Source organism: [Lactobacillus] rogosae, assembly GCA_900112995.1.
In the GTDB taxonomy this organism is placed as follows: domain Bacteria; phylum Bacillota; class Clostridia; order Lachnospirales; family Lachnospiraceae; genus Lachnospira; species Lachnospira rogosae.
In genome coordinates this window covers 1-20,391 of sequence record FONU01000035.1, presented here as the reverse complement: position 1 = coordinate 20,391, position 20,391 = coordinate 1, and the positions used below count along the sequence as shown (strand labels likewise).

The window sequence follows — 20,391 nt, the reverse complement described above, 5'->3', positions numbered from 1 at the left end:
ATGCTTATTATCGGAATGAACTGAAAAAACGCGGCATAATACAATCTATGTCACGAAAAGGAAACTGCTATGATAATTGTATAATGGAGACATTCTTTGGAAGATTAAAAAATGAGATGTATTATGGCTGCGAGAAAGAGTATTCTTCTTTTGAGGAATTCTCAATAGCTATTGAAGAATACATAGAATACTACAATAATAAAAGAATTCAAGCAAAAACAAAATGGATGCCGCCCGTTAAATATCGGATAGCATCCATGTGTTGAGCCTGAGCAATAGTCAATGTGTCCAGGATTCTGGGTACATATCACACCGATGAAAGTGTACAGGCTCTTTTTAAGAACTTATTATGTTAAAATATAATAAATATCTTATAAATCTTAACCTTTAATCTGATTAACTAAACACGTGAAATATATTCACCTGTTCTTGTATCAATCTTAATTGTATCACCCTGGTTAACAAATAATGGAACTAAAATCTTAGCACCTGTTTCAAGGATAGCTGGCTTTGTAGCACCTGTAGCTGTATCACCCTTAACACCTGGTTCAGATTCTGTAATCTGAAGTTCAACAGTGATAGGTGGCTCAATAGAGAATACGTTACCGTTGTGTGAACAGAGCTTAACCATTTCGTTTTCTTTAACGAACTTAAGTGAATCACCAACATTCTCAGCAGATAATGCAATCTGTTCAAATGTCTCTGTATCCATAAAGTTGTAAAGATCACCATCTGAGTAAAGATACTGATATTCTCTTTTCTCAATATGAGCGAGGTCAAACTTTTCTGTAGGTCTGAAAGACTTTTCAACAACACCACCACTCACGATATTCTTTAACTTTGTTCTAACGAAAGCAGCACCCTTACCAGGCTTTACATGCTGGAATTCAATAATCTGCCAAATGTTATTATCCATCTGAATTGTTAAACCATTCTTAAAATCTCCTGCGCTTACCATTCTTTGGTATACCTCCTAATTATCATAACTATTATAATTTTATAATAAAATGAATAATTTGGCAACCTCTTTTTTGTTTATGTTAATTTATTATTTGGATTTAAAGGTTGAACAGACAGTATCGTCAGCATTTACGGCTGTTATGCCTGATATATCAACGTGGTCAGCCTGACAAGCTTCGTTATTGTTATACACGCAGTTATGTGCGGCACACTTTATCTGAAGATTAAGCTTAGGTGAAGCAGTATTATTCTTAGCAGAGCCATCTTTGTAAGAATAGCTTCCACAGCAAGTTTCACTGCACTCACAGGCATTACTTCCCTTTACATCAATACCATTAAGGCAGCAGCAGTTATCATCATTGTGTACACAGCTACAAGCGTTACAGCTTAAATTAGTCATAATAAATTACCTCCTGTTAATCTTTAACTTAAGTGTCTGGTAAATGCTTTAATAAATAGAACATTTGCAATACACAGTAGTAGTATTAACAGGAGGTGATTTATTATACGTTACATTATAAATTGTATGAAATTTTAACTGATTCTGCTAAAGGAAATGCGTCCCTTTTCACCGCTGTAATAACGGATAAGCACCTTGGCAATTATCTTTTCTTTCTTAACATATGTGTTAGTCCAGTATCTTGAGTCTTTGGAGTTATTACGATTATCACCAAGCATAAAATAACAGCCGTCAGGAACAATATAAGTGTGTGTTTCGCCGTCATCATATATATATTCTTTGATATATGGCTCATCAAGCTCATCACCATTGATGTATACATGCCCTTCCTTAATCTGGACTATTTCATTAGGAAGACCAATAACACGCTTAACATAATTCTCTGACTCATTATCAGGATATTTAAAGATTATAACGTCACCGCGCTTTGGTTCGCTGAACTTGTAAGCAATCCTGAAACCGAAAAGACGGTCGCCTTCCCATATTGTATCTCTCATAGAGCCAGATGGAACTTCGGCATTAATGATTATGAAATTCGTGCAGAGCAGGGCGATAATAGCCGCGAATACTACAATTTTAATGAAACTGAAGGCTTCTGATAATATAAATTTAACAACAGAATACTCCTGCTTCTTATTATTATCTGTATGTCTGCTGATATTATCAGAATGGCTGTAAGAATAATCATCATTGTCATCATCGTCATCTTCAATATCATCATAATCATCATCAAAATCGATATAATCTAAATCATCTTCATCAGGTGTATTGTTGTTATTAGTAGTCATACGTTAGTCCCCAATCTAATTGATATACGGGGCGAATGAATTCACCCCGTATATCCTATCATATGTTAAATTGTATTATTTTGCAAGTAATTCCATAATCTTATTACTTCTTGCAATGAATTCAGTCATCTGGTTTCCTGTAAGTGGAGCGTGGCTTATAAGTGCAAGGTCGTAAAGCTGTTTACAGATAATATCAGTATTCTCACCATCTTTATTGTTAAGAACATACTGAACAAGACTGTTGTTAGCATTAAGAATTAAAGTCTGTCCTGTAGAACCAAACATAGCCGGATCCATTCCTGACATACCGTACATCTTCATCATATCCTGCATACGTCTATCCTGCTCGGAAAGAGTAATCATAGAAGATACAGAAGCATCCTTTAACTTTTCAACCTTGATATTAAGATTATCATTGTTAAGTGCTTTCTTAAATGTAGCTGTAAGGCTTTCAGTTGCATCCTTTAATTCATCTTCGCTTGTTTCTTCCTTGAATATATCAGAAAGGTCAGTATCAATTCTTGCAAATTTAAGACCCTCGTTCTTGCCTTCAAGATGAGTGATGAATGGCTGGTCAATATTGTGAGTAAGAATGATAGCATCCATATTCTCTTTCTTAAACATATTGATATACTGGCTCTGTTCCTTCTCATCAGTTACATAGAAGACTGTATTCTCGTGCTTTTCCTTGTTAGCTTCAAGGTAATCCTTAAGTGTTAAATACTTGCCTTCAAGGTTCTTGAATATAATGTAATCATTCATCTTCTCAGCGAACTTTTCGTCTTTTAAGCAGCCAAATTTGATGAATGGGTTGATGTCATCCCAATATTTCTCATAGTTCTCACGGTTAGTCTTGCACATACCAGAAAGCTTGTCAGCAACCTTTTTAGTAATGTAATCAGAAATCTTCTTAACAAAGCCATCATTCTGGAGTGCAGAACGTGATACGTTAAGAGGAAGATCTGGACAATCAATAACACCCTTTAAGAGAAGAAGGAATTCAGGAATAACTTCTTTGATGTTATCTGCAACGAATACCTGATTATTGTAAAGCTTAATTGTTCCTTCAATTGACTCGTATTCTGTATTAATCTTAGGGAAGTAAAGTATACCCTTTAAGTTAAAAGGATAGTCCATATTAAGGTGAATCCAGAATAAAGGCTCTTTATAATCGTTAAATACCTTGCGGTAGAATTCCTTATATTCATCCTCAGTACATTCGTTAGGGTGCTTAGTCCAGAGAGGGTGGATATCATTGATAGCAACAGGTCTTTTAACAATCTTAGCCATCTTCTTTGCTGGAACTTTTTCGACTGTCTCTTTAGTGCCGTCCTCTTTTTCAACTTCTTCTGTAACAGCTTCCTTGATAAATGTATCAAGAACAGTATCCTTATCTGTTACTTCTTCCTCTGGAATCTCTTCTGTCTGTTCGCCGGCATCTTCATTAGTAAGGAAGATTGGTACTGGCATAAATGAGCAGTACTTTTCAACTACTTCACGAGCCTTGTATTCATTGGCGAATTCGTAGCTGTCTTCATTTAAGTAAAGAGTGATAGTAGTACCAGGAGTTGCAGCTGTTCCATCAGACATATCATACTCTGTACCTCCGTCACATTCCCAGTGAACAGCCTTAGCACCTTCCTTAAAAGAAAGAGTATCAATAGTAACCTTATCAGCTACCATAAATGCTGAGTAGAAACCAAGTCCGAAGTGACCGATAATCTGGTCATCATTAGCCTTGTCCTTATATTTTTCAAGAAATGCTTCTGCACCAGAGAAAGCAATCTGGTTAATATATTCTTCAACTTCACCATCAGTCATACCAATACCATTATCAATAATCTTGATAGTCTTATTATTAGCACTTACTTTAACATTAATCTTATATTCAATATCATCAGGTGCTTCATATTCACCAATCATATCAAGCTTTTTAAGCTTTGTTATGGCATCGCAGCCGTTAGATATAAGCTCTCTGTAGAAAATATCGTGGTCAGAGTACATCCATTTTTTAATTATTGGAAAAATATTGTCACTGTTAATAGATAAACTTCCGTGTGTATTAGACATAATTATTATCTCCTATCTTTTAATATTCATTAGATGTAAAGAATAAATATATGTATCTTTATATCCTTAATTAAGTCTAAGTTTAATATTGTTAAAAGTGGAAGTCAAGCAGAAATTAGCACTCAAATCTAATGAGTGCTAACAAAAATGGAGATAATACAGTAAAATCAAGGCTTTAGATAAATATTAAATATTAATAAACTTACTATAATTCTTCAAAATCAAGACCGGCATTAGCAAGAAATGTCTTAACATACTTGTCGAAAGCTGTATCAAGCTGCTTATCTAATGTAAATATATTAAGGGAAGTTCCTGTAATAATATCTACATGACCTTCCTGATACTTCATATTAATAAAGAGACCATTAACATTCTCAGGCATAACAGCGATGTTATTCTTTGCGATAATATCTGTGACAAGTTCATAAGAGGCAAGCATAACAAGCTTCATAGCAGCAGGAACTTTATTACCCTTAATAAGACTAAAACAGAATGGCTTAATATTACCCCATTCTGAATAAGACTTTTCGTTATTATTAAGATTATCCCATTCTTCATCAGAATAATATTCCTTGTTAATCTGTCCATTAATAGTGTATGAACACGCAGTCTTTATTGTGGCTTCTGACAGAAGCATTCTATCGAAGGTATCCTTGATAAGCAGCTGGGACATAAATACTTTAGTGTCCTTAATGCGGAGTGAAATCATTAAATCCTCATTTCTGCGCCAGCGGGGCGCGTGATAATCTATAGTAATGCCATTAATTATAAGCTATATGAGTATACAATAAACTGTATACGATATAAAGCATAATTTGTATATTTGCAGTATATTATGAAAAGATAAAAATGTCAATCACGAAACATTTTCTCAATGACATCAACAAGTTTGAATAGAACAGTTGAGATAATGCAGAGTATAACAATGCTCATAGATACATAAGTCATCTTGAATACCTGCGAACCATATATAATAAGGTAGCCAAGTCCCTTATCAGCGGCTAAGAATTCGCCAATTATTACACCAACAAGGCAAAGACCGATGTTGACCTTCATATTGCTTATTATTATCTGCTTAGAACCGGGAAGTATGAGTTTCTTAAGAATATCTTTCTTAGTACCGCCGAGTGTCTTAATAAGAATGATTTTCTCCTTGTCAATTTCTAAAAATCCGGTATATATGTTAATTATCATACCAAATATAGCTACAGATATAGCAGTTATGATAATAGCTTTCATATTATTGCCAAGCCAGACGATTATCATAGGGGCAAGTGCTGATTTGGGCAGGCTGTTAAGCACAATAAGGAAAGGCTCAAGGCAGTCTGATAAGCCTTTCCACAGCCAGAGAAGAATTGCTGCTCCCATTCCGACAATTATAATAAGGAAGAAAGATAAAAATGTTTCAAAAAGTGTCGTCCATATATGAATGAATATGCTGTTATCTTTAGCCATAGCAATAAAAGTTGTGCATATTCTTGATGGTGAGCTGAATATAAATGGATTAAGAATACCAGTACGGGTTAATATTTCCCAGGCGGCAATAAATGCCATTAAAATCAAAAATCTTAATACAGTTATGGAGATTTTATATAATCTTATGTGGTTAAGATATTGTGTACGGGAGTTAGAGATGTCTTTTTTATTGATTGCTTTGATAGATTTATTCATTGTATATCCTCCCATATTTCATTAAAATATCCTGCAAATTCAGGAGCCTGTCTTGAAGTAAATGGTGTTCTGTCAGGAATGGAAAGGTTGATATTAACAACTTTTTTAATATGTGCAGGCCTGTGTGAAAGAATAACGACACAATCGCCCATAGAGATAGCCTCCGATATATCGTGAGTAACAAGAATGGCTGTTTTTTTCTGCTCTTTAATGATTTTGCCGATATCATCAGACACTTCAAGCCTCGTCTGGTAATCAAGAGCGGAAAATGGTTCATCAAGCAGAAGAATATCCGGGTTAAGTGCAAGGGTTCTTATTAATGCCGCACGCTGCCTCATACCACCTGATAATTCTGATGGGTGGACATTACGAAACTGGTAAAGTCCATACTCTTTTAGCATATTGTCAACATTTTCAAGGTGAATCTTATCTTTAAGATGATTAATTTCAAGACCGAGTGTCACATTTTTATAAATAGTGCGCCATTCAAATAAAGTATCTTTCTGTGGCATAAATCCAATTCTTGGAGATACAGCATTATCGTGTAGAATATCCTCATTAAAAACAACCTCACCCTTCTGTGGCGAAAGAAGCCCGCATATGATGGAAAGCAAGGTCGATTTGCCACAGCCGGAAGGCCCGACTATAGATGTAAAAGACTGTGGCATAATATCAAGATAGATATTATCAAGTGCAGGAATTTCGCTTTTCGGTGTATTATATGCAAAGGAAATACCTTTAAGCGATAACAGAGGAGGGGATGAATTGGTGGGGAGAGCTTTCATAAATAACCTCTTGGTATAAGTATTGTTATTATAATTTATGCGGCGGGGGTGGAAATGTGAAAAGGTGTATGGTATTAACAAGAACCAGAAGTCGCAGTGATTTATTCTGATAAGGAAAATTGGATAATTCCTCCTTTACAATTCCACCAAATAAGAGTACAATAATTCAAGTACGCTACTATGGCTCAGTCGGTAGAGCAACTGATTCGTAATCAGTAGGTCGCCGGTTCGATTCCGGCTAGTAGCTTGTAACAGTGAAACTTGCGAGAATGTCAGACAGGATATTCTCGCATTTTTTTAGGTGTGATTTGCAGTGTATGCTGATAATAATATAGAATGTTCTTTTTTAAAAACATTTTCCCGCAAATCACATAAAAAACAAGTCAATCATCTCGAAACCAGCTAAAATCAAGGGGGTGGGTAAGACATTTAATCAAAAAAAGAGATGGAAGTAGGCCTTGTTGACATTATTAGACAAGGTTCGTATAATTGTACAGAATAATAAACGCCAGAGTAAGTATTCAAGGCGCAAAGGATAGGAGATAATATGGAAACAAATATCAGACAAGATAACAACGAAGAAGTAGAAATTGATATTATGCAGATCATAAGGATGCTGTTATCAAAGATATGGATAGTAATTGTAGCAGGTGTTGCGACAGCAATAGTTGCATTTGGAATAACAGAGATAGCAATTACACCTCAGTACCAGTCATCCATCAAATTATATATAATCAACAGACAGAATGGCACTACTACAACACTTAGTGATATTCAGTCATCAACACAGCTTGTTAAAGATTATAAAGTTCTTGTGACAAGCCTTCCAGTAGTAGAACAGGTAGTTAAAGACCTTGATCTTGATATAACACCAGATGCACTCGTTGGCAAGATTTCTTGTGAAATCGAGACAGATTCACGAGTTCTTCAGGTAACAGTTACAGATACAGACCCTAAGAGAGCTAAAGAAATAGTAGATGCAATCGCAGATGTATCTGCTAAGCAGATAACATCAGTAATGCAGATTGAAGGCGTTAATGTAATTGAATATGGACGTGTTGCAAATGCACCATCAAGTCCTAATGTTAAGAAGAATACAATGCTTGGTGCAATAGCAGGTATTGTAATAGCAATGGCAGTGCTTGTAGTCAACTTCATTCTTGATGATAGAATTAAGACATCAGATGATGTTGAAAAATATCTTGGCATAACTAATCTTTCACTTATTCCATTAACTGAAGAAGAATATAATGGACAGCCAAGCAGTAAGAAAAAGAAAACAAGAAAATAGTTAAATAAGAGAGTGTGAAAGGATTAAAAATATGCAGACAATTAATATAGAAACTAACCAGCAGGATGATTATCAGGTAAGAGAAAGCTATAGAAATTTAAGAACTAACATATTCTTAAGTGGTAAAGATACAAAGGTAGTTATGTTTACAAGCTGTGGACCTAATGAAGGTAAATCAACAGTAACAATGAACCTTGCTTCATCAATAGCAGATGGCGGCAAGAGAGTGTTATTCATTGACTGTGATTTAAGAAAGTCAGTTCTTGTAGGACGTTACAGAGTTAAGAAGGGTGTTAAGGGATTGACACATTTTCTTTCAGGACAGAACACATTAGAAGAAGTAATATATCAGACAAATGTGCCGGATATGGACGTTATTCTTGCTGGCCCTGTGCCACCTAACCCATCAGAGCTTCTTGACAGCCCATTATTCAAAGAGACTGTAAGACAGATGAGAGAAAAGTATGATTATGTAATCATCGATACACCACCTCTTGGAAGTGTTATCGATGCAGCTATTGTTGCACAGGTATGTGATGGTGCGGTTCTTGTAATCGCAGCTAACCAGGTAAGCTATAAGTTCGCACAGAATGTAATGGGACAGCTTAAAAAGACAAAAGTTAAGATAATCGGAAGCGTTCTTAATAAGGTTGATTTATCAGAAAATGGTTACTATGGAAGATACTATGGCAAGTATTATGGTAAATACTACGGCAGCTATTATGGACATTATAACAGCGAGGAGTCACCAGATAAATCATTCGAGAAAGCAAGAAATGCTTCATCAGCAAGAAAGAATACTAACAATGCTTCTAAGCCAGTCAAAAGACAGGCAGGAAGTGTCGGTGAGGTAGCCGCAAGAAAGAAAGCTAATGTGGCAGGAAACAACACTGGTGTAAGAAAGAAGCCATCAGCAGATGAGTTTGATGGAGATTTTCTTATGGATTATGATGAGAAATAAATAACAATAATATATAGATAAATATAAGATTGGAACGAGGATAAGATGAAAGAAAATAAGGGCAGGATGAGTAGAAATAAAAATGTAAGTATGTATGTAGGGGCATTTAATATAATAATGCTCCTGATACTTACATTGCATTTTGCATATATGTGGAATAATGTATATAATACAATGCTTAAGACACCATTTATGGGAAGTGGTAATAAGCTTATGGTATTCACAATCTTTCTCCTTATCTTTGTTACATATAAAATGTGGGGCGGATTTAAGCTTGGATACATTAAACTTGTTAATCTTGTATTCTCACAGTCCCTTGCACTTATAACAACGGCAATTGGAGAATATCTTATAATAGCTTTAACAGCGGGACGAGTTGACAGTATGGGACGACTTGCAGGTCTGATAGCTGTTTCAACATTGATTGATTTAGTGTTCTGCGTATTGTATGACCTTGTTGGGATAAGGATATACGGAATGATATTCCCACCAATAAAATTATTACAGATTAACGGTGTTCATAAAAATCATTTACGTTATAAAATATCTAACAGAAGTGATAAATACGAAGTTTGTGAAGAAATATCATATAAAGAGGCATCAGATGTAATATATAATAAAATACTTCAATATGAAGCAGTTCTTCTTAATGATATTCCAAACAACGAGAGAAAAGAAATACTTAAATTCTGCTTTGAAAAAGATATTCCAGTATATTATACACCTAAGATACAGGATATACTTGTAAGAGGTTCAGAAGAGATTAATCTGTTCGATTCACCATTATTCCTTGCTAAAAATGTTGGAATGACAACAGGACAGGCATTTGTTAAAAGAACTATTGATATTGTAGGTTCAACATTAGGACTTATTATATTATCACCGGTATTCCTTATAACAGCAATATGTATAAAGTTAGAGGACGGCGGTTCAGTGTTCTTTATGCAGGACAGATGTACATACGATGGCAAGGTGTTTAGAATACATAAATTCAGAAGTATGAAAGAAGATGCGGAAAAAGATGGCAAGCCGCATCCAGCGACTTCTGATGACGACAGAATAACTAAGGTAGGTAAATTCATAAGAGCAACAAGAATAGATGAACTTCCTCAGCTTGTTGATATATGGGCAGGCAATATGAGTATTGTAGGACCAAGACCAGAAAGAGTTGAGCATGTTGCTAAATATACACAAGATATTCCAGAATTTGGCTACAGACTTAAGGTCAAAGGCGGACTTACAGGTTATGCACAGGTATATGGCAGATACAATACAACATCTTACGATAAGCTTAAGATGGATCTTATATATGTTGTAAACTATTCACTTATGCTTGATTTCCAGATAGTGCTTGAAACTGTAAAAATAATATTCAGCAAGGAAAGCACAGAGGGCTTTACAGAAGAGAATAGCAAGATAATGAATGAATATGGACAGGAGCTGGAAGCTGCAAGACAGGAGATTGCGGCGGCTAGGGAAGATAATAAATAGATACAATTAGAAATTGGAGAGTATTTATGAAAAAAATTTTACATATTACGAAATATTTTTATCCAGCTATTGGAGGAATTGAACAGGTAACAAAAGATGTTGTTGATGCTTTAAATGAATTTGACATCGAACAAAAAATTATATGTTTTAATCAAGATGCTAAACAAGATGAGTATGTGTGTAATGGCAATGAAAATAATATTGATAATATTAATGGTGTAGAAATAATAAGATGTAAGGTTATAGCAAGTGTAGCATCGCAACCGATATCGTTTTCATTTGATAAATATTTGAATGAAATTATGAAAAATTATAAACCAGATATTATTATTTTTCATTATCCTAATCCATTAGTTGCCGAGATGTTATTAAAATACAAAAATAATAAATTTGATTTAATATTATATTGGCATAGTGATATAGTTAAACAGAAGATATTAGGGAAATTATTATATAAACAAAATCAAAAATTATTATTAAGGGCAAATAAGATTATTGTAACATCACCGAATTATATAGAAGGAAGTAAATATTTGAAGTTATATAAAAACAAATGTTATGTAGTACCCAATTGCATTAGAGAAAGTAAACTACATTTAACAGAAGAAGCATTGAAAAATGCCTATGATATAAGAAATAAATATAAAGGCAAGATAATATGCTTTGCATTAGGTAGACATGTTAAATATAAAGGATTTGAATATTTGATAGAAGCAAGTAAAAAAATTGATACTGGATATGTTTTTATTATAGGAAGTGAAGGTCCATTAACCAAAAAATTAAAAAAACTTGCAAAAGGTGACGAGAAGATTGTATTTACGGGTAGATTAGATGAAGTGCAGTTGAAAAGTTATTTTGCTGCGATGGATATTTTTTGTTTTCCATCAGTTACTAAGAATGAAGCTTTTGGGGTTGCACTTGTAGAGGGTATGTATTATGGTAAACCTGCTATAACATTTACAATAGAAGGTAGTGGTGTCAATTATGTAAATATAGACGGAGTGACAGGTATTGAATGTTCAAATAGAAATGTTGATGAATATGTAAAAGCATTAAAACAATTGTATTCTGTAGAACTAAGAAATAAACTAGGACAAAAAGCTAGAAGTAGAGTTGAGAATTACTTTACATATGAACAGTTTAAAAAACATATTAAAAATGTAATAGAGGGTTGGCTGTGAAAAAGATATTATTGAAAATATTAAAATTATATTATATTGTATGTTTGGATTTTAAAATAGGTATTACAAAAATTTTGAATAGACATAGATTGGATATTAACTCAGCTAATATACCATTTGATTTCTGTCATAAGATGGTGGAAGGCAAAGGGAAAATTAGAATTGGCGAGAATTTTCACATTAGAAAATGGAGTTACATTAGAGTACGGTCAGGTGCCAGACTTGATATAGGTGATAATTGTTCTTTTAATAATCGAGTTAGTATAGTATGTCGTGATGAGATTAAAATAGGTGATAATGTATTAATAGGGGAAAATGTTGCTATATATGATCATAATCATATATATAATGGTACAGATGTAGTTGCCAATTGTGGTTTTATAACTAAAAAAATTAATATTGGCAATAATGTTTGGATTGGTAGTAATGCAGTTATTTTACCAGGTAGTATTATAGGAGATAATTGTGTTATAGGTGCAGGAACGTTGGTTAATAATGAGATACCATCCAATAGTGTTATTTATGATAAAAGAGAAAAAATAATTAAAAAAATAGAAAAATAAAATAGAGGATAAAATGAAACTGACTGAAAAATTTAAGTTAATAAATAAGATTTTATTAGAAATTAATATGAGAAGAAAACAAAAATATGATGTTTTACAAATAGTAGAAAATGCTGATTGGGTTATAAAAGAAGAAGGTGAGTATTTAGCTAAGAATTCTACTAAAGTTAAAGTTATAACAGGGATTTCATATTGTTTTGTAAGAAATAAAATAATTCATTTTGGCTCTTTTAATGCTTTTATAAGTGATAAGAGAATAGCTAGACCACATAAATCTAATAAGGTGGTTGTGACTATTTTTCATATAAAGCCTAATGACAAAAGAGCTGAAAGAATAAAGCAAGGTGAGACTGACTTTGTAGATATTTGGCATACTTCTTGTAATGAAACCAAAGAAGTTATGATGTCTTTAGGTATTCCAGAAAATAAAATTGTAGTAATTCCTCTACATGTGGATAAATCTGTTTTTCATCCTATTCCTGATTATGATAAAAAAAAGCAAAGAGAAAAAATTGGCATATCAGAAGATCAGATAGTTATAGGTTCATTTCAAAAAGATGGAGAAGGTTGGGAAGGAGGAAATAAACCTAAATTAATAAAAGGACCAGATGTTTTTTGTGATGTGGTGGAAAAATTATCTGCAAAATACAATATATTTGTTTTATTAACAGGACCATCAAGAGGATATGTAAAGAATAGATTAAAAAATGCTAATATATCTTATTATCATATTATGCTTGATAATGCGATAGATGTATCAAAGTATTATGGATTGTTAGATTTGTATATAGTTGCTTCTAGAGTTGAGGGAGGTCCCAAAGCAATTATTGAATCAATGGCAAGTGGAATTCCATTAGTTACAACTAAAGTTGGTATGGCTCCTGATTTAGTTAACGATGGCATTAATGGTATGTTATGTAATATAGAAGATGTTGAGCAGATTTTTATGAAAGCAGTAGAAGTGATAGATAATAAAGAGTTAAGGAAGAGTATTATAAAAAATGCAACAAAGACTTCAGAAGAATATGATTATAAATTATTTCCAGATAAGTTATATTATAATATCTATAGTAAAATAAAATAGAAATTATGGGTAGGAGACTAGGTTTATGATTTTGGTATCGATAGTATTAAGCGTATATAATGGAGAAAAATTTATTGAGCAAGCTATTAAATCAGTAGAAAATCAGACTTATGCGGATTGGGAATTGATTATAATAGATGATGGCTCCAATGATAGAACAGAGGCCATTATAAAAGATTATTTAAAAACAGATGATAGAATAAAATATTATAAAAAAACAAATTCCGGTTTGACAAAATCCTTGAATTATGGCTTGGAAAAAGTAAATGGTAAATATATTGCGCGTTTAGATGCTGATGATATTTGGGTGGAAAATAAATTAGAAAAGCAAATACAATTTTTAGAAAAAAATGATGATATATATATATGTGGGTGTGCGTTTTCAGAAATAGATGAAAATGGGAATTATATATGTCCACAAAGAACCATTTTTTTAAAAGATAATACTGATATACAAAACAATTTATGCAAGTGTAATCCTTTTTTTCATTCATCTGTTGTTTTTAGAAGTATTATTTTAAAACAAATAGGTATGTATAATGAAGATTTTAAATATGCACAAGATTATGAATATTGGGTTAGAATATTATCTAAATATAAAGGAGCTAATATTCCAGATGTTTTAGCATATAGAAGATATTCTGATAATATGATATCTGCAAAAAAAGAAAAAGAACAGCGTCAATATGCAATAAAAGCAAAATACAAAGCTATTAAACAAAAAAAATTAAATGTTGTTTATTATAAATATATTGTTAATGATTTGATGATTGTAATTCTTCCTAAATTTATTATAAAGTTAATTAGAAAAGTAAAAATGGAGATAAAGTTGTGATAAATATTTTGTTTATATCAATTACAAGTAGCACAGGAGGAGGACCTGCTCATATATATAGTATATTAAAAAATATAGATAGAACAAAGTTCAATACTTTTGTTGTATCACCAAATGATGGAGAGTATTTTGAAAAGTTTAAGCTGTATTCAAACGTTATAGACATTGATTTAAGACATAATTATTTAAAAAATATATTAAAGATCAAAAAAATAGTTAAAGATAATAACATTCATATATGTCATTCACATGGAAGAGGTGCAGGCATATATAGCAGACCTCTTAAAATTATAAAATCAAGTTTAAAAGTTGTTCATACATTTCATGGTATTCATTACGAAAGATGTGGAGCTATAAAAAAATTTTTGAATTTAACAGTAGAAGGATTGTTAAGAAATTTTACGGATTGTTGTATAGCAGTGTCACAAAAAGAGTATGAAGAGGCATTGAGATTAAAAATGGCTAAAAAAAATCATATATATATGATTTATAATGGAATTGAAATAGATAAATTTAATGTTAATATTGAAAAAAAATTGGTATTAAGAAAATTGGGTATAGATATATCGGATTATAAATATATTGTAGGATGTTTCGGAAGACTACATTATGAAAAAGGTCAATTAAATTTAATAAAAGCTTTTAAAAAATTTAATATGGAATATCCAGATAGCCTGTTATTATTGATTGGAGATGGACCAGATAAATCACTCATATTAGATAGTATAAAAGAATTTAAGTTGGAAAATAACGTGGAATTAAGAGGATTTCAATCTAATATACCAGAACTTTTACAAAGTATAGATTTATATGTATCTTCATCGTATAAAGAAGGATTGCCATATATATTGATAGAAGCTTTAGCATCTAAAACATTGGTTGTAGCAACAAGGACAACAGGAAATGATGAAATTATTTTTGATAAGAAGACTGGTTTATTGTGCGAAGTGGGAAATCCAGATTCGCTTTGTGAAAAAATGATAGAAATCAAAAAAAGACCAAATGATAATGAAAAGTATATTCAAAATGGAATAGAAATGGTGAAGCAGCGATTTGATATAAAAATTATGATTGAAAAGTTATCGAAGATTTATGAAGAAATTTTATGTGATTAAGTAGGAATTTTATGAAAAAAATATTAAGCAATTTATATGTGTTTTCAATACTTAACAATATAATGTCAGTGTTAATAGGAGTATTAACTTCAGCATTTTTGAACAGATATTTAGGAGTAGAATTAAGAGGGGAATATGCATATTATTTAAATTTGAGTAGCATATTAGTGATTTTTATAGGTTTTGGATTGGCACAATCATATCCTAGAGCAGTTAGAAAAGGACTAGATAATGTGAAAAATAAATATTTTGCATTAGCATTATTACAGTTTGTTTTATCATTTATAGTATTATTATTGAATATGTTAATAAATAAGAATTGGGGTAATATTTATTTACTAATAATGGTACCGAGTCAGGTTTTTGCACAACAGGTGGGATATATTGCGGCAGTTGATAAATTAAAAAAATATCAAAAGATGAATTTTATAGATGTTTTTATTAGTTTGATATTGAATTTTTTGTTGTTTGTGATGGTACCGCAATATGTTATTATGGCATTTATAGTTATAGCACTAAAAAGTATTATTGATTTAATATATTATATATATTTACTCAAACCAAATTTAAGAAAAATTAATTTTTCTTCAGAAGAATTAAAGTTTATTTTTGGTTTGTCATTTATAACAATGGTAATGACATTGCTAATAAATATTAATTATAAGGTAGATGTTATTATGTTAAAAAATAAAGTCTCAAATTCACAATTAGGATTATATACAACAGGAACTGGGTTGGCAAATTATATTTGGATTATTCCAGATGCTTTTAAAAATGTATTATTTTCAAAAACAGCAAAAAATGATTCTATACAAGATATAAATTGGAGTATAAAAATTTCAATAGCAATGTCGGTAATTTGTATGTTAGGGTTAGCTGTATTTGGTAAAATTGCTTTATTTATATTATATGGAATTGAATTTGTTTCGGCGTATAATGTTACCTGTATAATTATGTTTGGTGCACCTAGTATGATACTTTTTAAGTTAATAAGTAATTTGTTTATTGCTAATGGGAAGCAGATATTTTATTGTATTGGCTTGACAATTAGTGCGATGGTTAATATATTCTTAAATGTTATATTAATTCCATTATATGGAATTAATGGAGCTGCATTTGCATCAGTAATAAGTTATTCAGTGTGTGGTATTATATTTTATGTAAGATATATAAGAGATTATAATATAAAATGGTATATACCTTTATTTATTACACATACAGATTTAAAGAAAATAGTATCAATGGTTAAAAAATATAAATAAAACTATTATATATGGATAAATGTTTTGTTTATTCAAAATTTTACGGTGAAGATATATGGATTAGATAATAAGGAGCAATATGAAAATAAATATTTTATTTCAATTAAATAACAATCCATCAGGAGGTGGAAATCAATTCCTTAAAGCTTTGAAAAAAACTTTAATAAAAAAAAATATGTATGCTGAAATGGAAGACTCAGATGTAGTTATATGTAATAGTCATCAATATGTTAAAGATGTTATAAAAATGAAAAAAAAATATCCTGATAAAATATTTATACATAGAATAGATGGACCTATGCGTTTGTATAATAAAATGAGCGATAAAAGGGACTATGTTGTTAATGTTGTAAATAAAACAATAGCTGATGGAACAGTATTTCAATCAAAATTTTCTCAAAGAGAAAATTATAGATTAGGATTGAAAAAAAATAAATTTGAAACAATTATATACAATACACCAGATGAAACCATATTTTATCCGCCAAAACTTAAAGATGGCTTAAAATCAAAAATAAAGCTAGTAGCTACAAGCTGGTCAGGCAATATTAATAAAGGTTTTGATACCTATAATTATTTAGATCAAAATTTGGATTTTAGCAGATATTCAATGAGTTTTGTGGGGAATAGCCCTATAAAATATAAAAATATTAAAATGTATGATCCAAAATCGTCAGAAGAACTTGCTGAATTTCTAAGAAAACAAGATATTTATATATCTGCGTCAAAGAAGGAACCTTGTTCAAATGCAATTTTAGAGGCAATGAATTGTGGTTTGCCAGTTGTTATAAGAAATGATGGAGGTAATCCGGAACTTGTAAAAAATGCTGGTTGCTTATTTAATAGCGAAGAGGATATAATACAATGCATTGAAAAAGTTTCAGAAGATTATAATGATTATAAAAACAGTATTGTGTTTACATCATTTGATAAGAAAGCAGATGAATATATAGAATTTTGTAGTAAGGTTTATAATGCTACAAAAAAAGGTGAATATGTAACAAGAAAATTAACATGGATTAATGAATTAAAAATATATTTCGCTTTAATTAGATGGAAATTGTCAGTTAAATTAGGAAATGATTAAAAGAGGAGTTGGATATATGAGTAATATGGCAGTATTCTTCACAAGAGGCGTTTCATTGCAGATGTGGTTAGAGTCAGGACTTTTTTATCGGGAAAAAAATATATACGAACAACATCTTAAAAAAAATAATTATAAAAAAATATATTGGTTGACATATGGAGTTAATGATAAAAAGATATCGGAGTCGTTAAAAGAAAAAGGCGAATTAGATAAAAATATTTATGTATTAGAAATGCCAGAAAAATACAACTCAAAATTAGGTATGTTTATTTATTCAATAAAAATGGTTTCTATATATAAAAAAGAACTCAAAAGTTGTGTGATTAAAAAAACTAATCAAATGGATGGAGCTTGGAGTGCTTATTATGCTAAGAAAAAAACAGGCGGTGTATTTTCTTTAAGAACAGGATATACATTATCAGCCTTCACAGATAATAATAATAATATAAAATATATAAAGAAAAAAATCATTCATTTTATAGAAAAATATTTATACACAAAAGCTGATGTTGCATTTGTATCAAGTAAACATGATAAAAATTATATAGTTGATAATTATGGCATAGATGCTGATAAAATTGATATACTGAGAAATTATATTGATACAAATATCTTCTATAATAGAAAAAATATAGATGAAAAAAATGAATTTGTATTTGTTGGAAGGTTAAATGAACAGAAAAATTTATTTAATACTATAAAAGCTGTTAATAATGCAGGTATGAAGTTGAATATATATGGCAATGGAGAATTAAAAAAAGATTTGGAATTATTTATAAAGAAAAATAATTTTAATTGTGAATTAAAAGGATATATTGCTAATAGTGAATTACCAGTTGTATTAAACGAATATAAATATTTTATTTTAGCATCGCATATAGAAGGAATGCCTAAATCATTATTAGAAGCGATGGCTTGTGGAAGAATATGTGTAGGAACAGATGTAGATGGCATAAATGAGTTGATAATAAATGGCAAAACGGGAATCCTGGCTTCTGATACAAGCGAGAAATCAATTATAGAGGCATTGCATACAGTGATTAGTATTAATGAGAAAGATAATATTGCATCAAATGCAGAGCAATTAATTAGAGAATTGTATTCGCTAGGTAGCATAGTGGAAATAGAAATGAGGGCATACAGTAGATATGAAGAATGAAAAGCTAGAAACTATAATTAGTTCAATTTTTTTAATGGTTGTATTAAGTACGCTTTTTGTTATAAATTATACACAAGCAGGAATGGGAATTACAGGTTGTTTTACTAATATAATAGGTGTTTTAATAATTATTATATACATAATTAGCAGAAATCCTAAATATATTGTCTTTTTTTTCTTGTTAAATACGTTAATAGGTCCTTTTTTTATTATTAATTTTACTTTTATGGGATATCCTAATATTGGACGTTTAGATTATTTTATTGGCCTTTTATCATTAATAAAAATGATAAAAGAAGAAAAAACATTATGTGTTAGAAAATATTTAATGATATTAACTGGGTTTGTTATTGTATTCTGGATATGGAATATTATAAATTCAAAAGCTAATTTTGATGATGCATACGGAAATGTACTAGGAATAGGAATAGCTTATGCTGTATATGATTCTATTTATGCTGTAAAAGCTAAAAAAATTTCAGTTGGAAATATTTTTTATTATATTTTTAGTTTTCATATTATTTTGTCAATTATTCAGTTGTTTGTTCCTGTTTATTTAAGGAAAAGTTCATTAGAGGCTATGCTTAAAGTTGCAGGATTTACTATAAATAGACCACTTGGTTTATTACCTAATGCATATACATATGGAATAAGTACTATTTTTGCTTTGTTTATAGTATATGAAATTTCATCAGAAAACATAAGAAAAAAATTAAAAAAACAATTACCTATAATTTTAGGTGTTTCAATAATATCGACTAGAGCTGTTATTTTTGGAATATTGTTATATATGATTTTGTCAGTTGCGAAGAATAAAAGAGTGCGTAATCTTTATATGATAATATTATTTATAAGCGGTTGCATTTTTATATGTTATATAATATATAATTATAAATCGGTTGTTTATATTACAGATTCATCAAATGCTTCTAAATTAGTATTATGGGGGAATTGTATTTTTGATTATTTTTCCAATTTAACAATTACAAATTTAATAATTGGAAGAGGATATAATAGTGCCGCATTACTTGTTACTAACTTAAGTTCTTTTATGGCCGCATTAGGATTAAATGTAAGGATTGATTATGGCATTTTAAGCAGTAAAGCATTTCCATTACATAACGAGTTCTTGCAGATATTGTATGAAAGTGGAATAGTAATATTTATATTTTATATATTAAATACTATAAAAGCAATAAAATATTGTATAGGAAAAAAGGGGTTGAGTTCATTATTAATTTCAGTTGCAGTAACAAATTATTGTTTACATAATGGTTTTTTTTCAGATATATTAATATTTTCTATAATATATATTTTTAAAGAGAACGAATTAAAAATATACTGATGTTAAAATTAAGAGGTGATAAAATGAAAAATGCTTTAATTACAGGTATTACGGGACAGGACGGTTCTTATTTAGCAGAACTTCTCCTTGAAAAAGGCTATAACGTATATGGTCTTATGAGAAGAAAGAGTGTCGTTGATTATGGTAATGTAGACCATATTAAGGATAAGATACATTTTATATATGCAGATATGCAGGATATCGTATCATTAATATCAGCTATGAGAATATCACAGGCAGATGAGGTATATAATCTTGCTGCACAGTCTTTTGTAGCTACATC

21 protein-coding genes and 1 tRNA gene are annotated in these 20,391 nt (G+C 30.6%); 15 read left to right on the top strand and 7 right to left on the bottom strand.

Features of this window, described 5'->3' with window-relative positions; translation table 11 throughout:
- The coding region (locus BM157_RS12300) for an IS3 family transposase (RefSeq protein WP_318255992.1) at positions 1-266 on the top strand (266 nt) is incomplete at its 5' end.
- 134 nt (positions 267-400) lie between these two features.
- Here the strand turns inward: BM157_RS12300 and efp are convergent.
- The 7 genes from efp to BM157_RS12265 form a co-directional block, all read right to left on the bottom strand.
- Positions 401-958 carry an elongation factor P gene (gene efp, locus BM157_RS12295; protein WP_022204406.1) on the bottom strand — a complete coding sequence of 186 codons (558 nt, stop codon included), beginning with the start codon at positions 956-958 and terminating at the stop codon, positions 401-403.
- Between the two features lie 90 nt (positions 959-1,048).
- A complete protein-coding gene (locus BM157_RS12290) occupies positions 1,049-1,360 on the bottom strand; it encodes a DUF1540 domain-containing protein (protein ID WP_022503323.1) in 312 nt (103 codons plus the stop codon).
- Positions 1,361-1,494: 134 nt separating this feature from the next.
- Positions 1,495-2,208, bottom strand: coding sequence for a signal peptidase I (gene lepB / locus BM157_RS12285; RefSeq protein WP_090141382.1), 714 nt, complete (start codon positions 2,206-2,208; stop codon positions 1,495-1,497).
- Between the two features lie 75 nt (positions 2,209-2,283).
- Positions 2,284-4,278 (bottom strand): molecular chaperone HtpG, encoded by a 1,995-nt coding sequence (gene htpG / locus BM157_RS12280; protein WP_090141381.1) that lies wholly within the window; start codon positions 4,276-4,278, stop codon positions 2,284-2,286.
- 205 nt (positions 4,279-4,483) lie between these two features.
- On the bottom strand, positions 4,484-4,987 hold the full coding sequence (locus tag BM157_RS12275) for a DUF5721 family protein (RefSeq protein ID WP_090141377.1): 504 nt from the start codon (positions 4,985-4,987) through the stop codon (positions 4,484-4,486).
- Positions 4,988-5,130: 143 nt separating this feature from the next.
- On the bottom strand, positions 5,131-5,949 hold the full coding sequence (locus BM157_RS12270; protein ID WP_090141376.1) for an ABC transporter permease: 819 nt from the start codon (positions 5,947-5,949) through the stop codon (positions 5,131-5,133).
- On the bottom strand, positions 5,946-6,734 hold the full coding sequence (locus BM157_RS12265; RefSeq protein WP_090141375.1) for an ABC transporter ATP-binding protein: 789 nt from the start codon (positions 6,732-6,734) through the stop codon (positions 5,946-5,948). Before BM157_RS12265 ends, BM157_RS12270 begins: the two co-directional genes overlap by 4 nt.
- A gap of 174 nt (positions 6,735-6,908) precedes the next feature.
- Here BM157_RS12265 and BM157_RS12260 point away from each other — a divergent pair.
- The 14 genes from BM157_RS12260 to BM157_RS12195 all read left to right on the top strand — a co-directional run.
- Positions 6,909-6,981 (top strand) — tRNA-Thr (locus BM157_RS12260).
- A gap of 300 nt (positions 6,982-7,281) precedes the next feature.
- Positions 7,282-8,025, top strand: a complete 744-nt coding sequence (locus BM157_RS12255) for a YveK family protein (protein WP_090141373.1) — start codon at positions 7,282-7,284, stop codon at positions 8,023-8,025.
- A gap of 31 nt (positions 8,026-8,056) precedes the next feature.
- Positions 8,057-8,986, top strand: a complete 930-nt coding sequence (locus BM157_RS12250) for a CpsD/CapB family tyrosine-protein kinase (RefSeq protein WP_090141372.1) — start codon at positions 8,057-8,059, stop codon at positions 8,984-8,986.
- Positions 8,987-9,031: 45 nt separating this feature from the next.
- Complete coding sequence (locus tag BM157_RS12245) at positions 9,032-10,477, top strand: exopolysaccharide biosynthesis polyprenyl glycosylphosphotransferase (RefSeq protein WP_318255991.1); 1,446 nt, start codon at positions 9,032-9,034, stop codon at positions 10,475-10,477.
- Between the two features lie 26 nt (positions 10,478-10,503).
- Complete coding sequence (locus BM157_RS12240; protein ID WP_090141370.1) at positions 10,504-11,658, top strand: glycosyltransferase; 1,155 nt, start codon at positions 10,504-10,506, stop codon at positions 11,656-11,658.
- The gene (locus tag BM157_RS12235; RefSeq protein ID WP_090141368.1) at positions 11,655-12,221 is read left to right on the top strand and encodes an acyltransferase; all 567 of its coding nucleotides are present in this window, start codon (positions 11,655-11,657) and stop codon (positions 12,219-12,221) included. The genes BM157_RS12240 and BM157_RS12235 overlap by 4 nt, the downstream gene beginning before the upstream one ends.
- Before the next feature lie 13 nt (positions 12,222-12,234).
- On the top strand, positions 12,235-13,305 hold the full coding sequence (locus BM157_RS12230; protein WP_090141367.1) for a glycosyltransferase family 4 protein: 1,071 nt from the start codon (positions 12,235-12,237) through the stop codon (positions 13,303-13,305).
- A 25-nt stretch (positions 13,306-13,330) separates the two neighbouring features.
- Positions 13,331-14,140: a glycosyltransferase family 2 protein gene (locus BM157_RS12225; protein ID WP_090141365.1), complete on the top strand. Its 810-nt coding sequence runs from the start codon at positions 13,331-13,333 to the stop codon at positions 14,138-14,140.
- Positions 14,137-15,255, top strand: a complete 1,119-nt coding sequence (locus tag BM157_RS12220) for a glycosyltransferase (RefSeq protein WP_090141363.1) — start codon at positions 14,137-14,139, stop codon at positions 15,253-15,255. The genes BM157_RS12225 and BM157_RS12220 overlap by 4 nt, the downstream gene beginning before the upstream one ends.
- A gap of 11 nt (positions 15,256-15,266) precedes the next feature.
- The gene (locus tag BM157_RS12215; protein WP_090141361.1) at positions 15,267-16,517 is read left to right on the top strand and encodes an oligosaccharide flippase family protein; all 1,251 of its coding nucleotides are present in this window, start codon (positions 15,267-15,269) and stop codon (positions 16,515-16,517) included.
- 79 nt (positions 16,518-16,596) lie between these two features.
- The gene (locus BM157_RS12210) at positions 16,597-17,604 is read left to right on the top strand and encodes a glycosyltransferase (RefSeq protein ID WP_090141359.1); all 1,008 of its coding nucleotides are present in this window, start codon (positions 16,597-16,599) and stop codon (positions 17,602-17,604) included.
- A gap of 16 nt (positions 17,605-17,620) precedes the next feature.
- Complete coding sequence (locus BM157_RS12205; RefSeq protein ID WP_318255990.1) at positions 17,621-18,763, top strand: glycosyltransferase; 1,143 nt, start codon at positions 17,621-17,623, stop codon at positions 18,761-18,763.
- On the top strand, positions 18,753-20,108 hold the full coding sequence (locus BM157_RS12200; protein ID WP_090141355.1) for a hypothetical protein: 1,356 nt from the start codon (positions 18,753-18,755) through the stop codon (positions 20,106-20,108). The genes BM157_RS12205 and BM157_RS12200 overlap by 11 nt, the downstream gene beginning before the upstream one ends.
- A gap of 23 nt (positions 20,109-20,131) precedes the next feature.
- On the top strand, positions 20,132-20,391 hold a 260-nt coding region (locus tag BM157_RS12195), incomplete at its 3' end, for a GDP-mannose 4,6-dehydratase (RefSeq protein WP_318255988.1).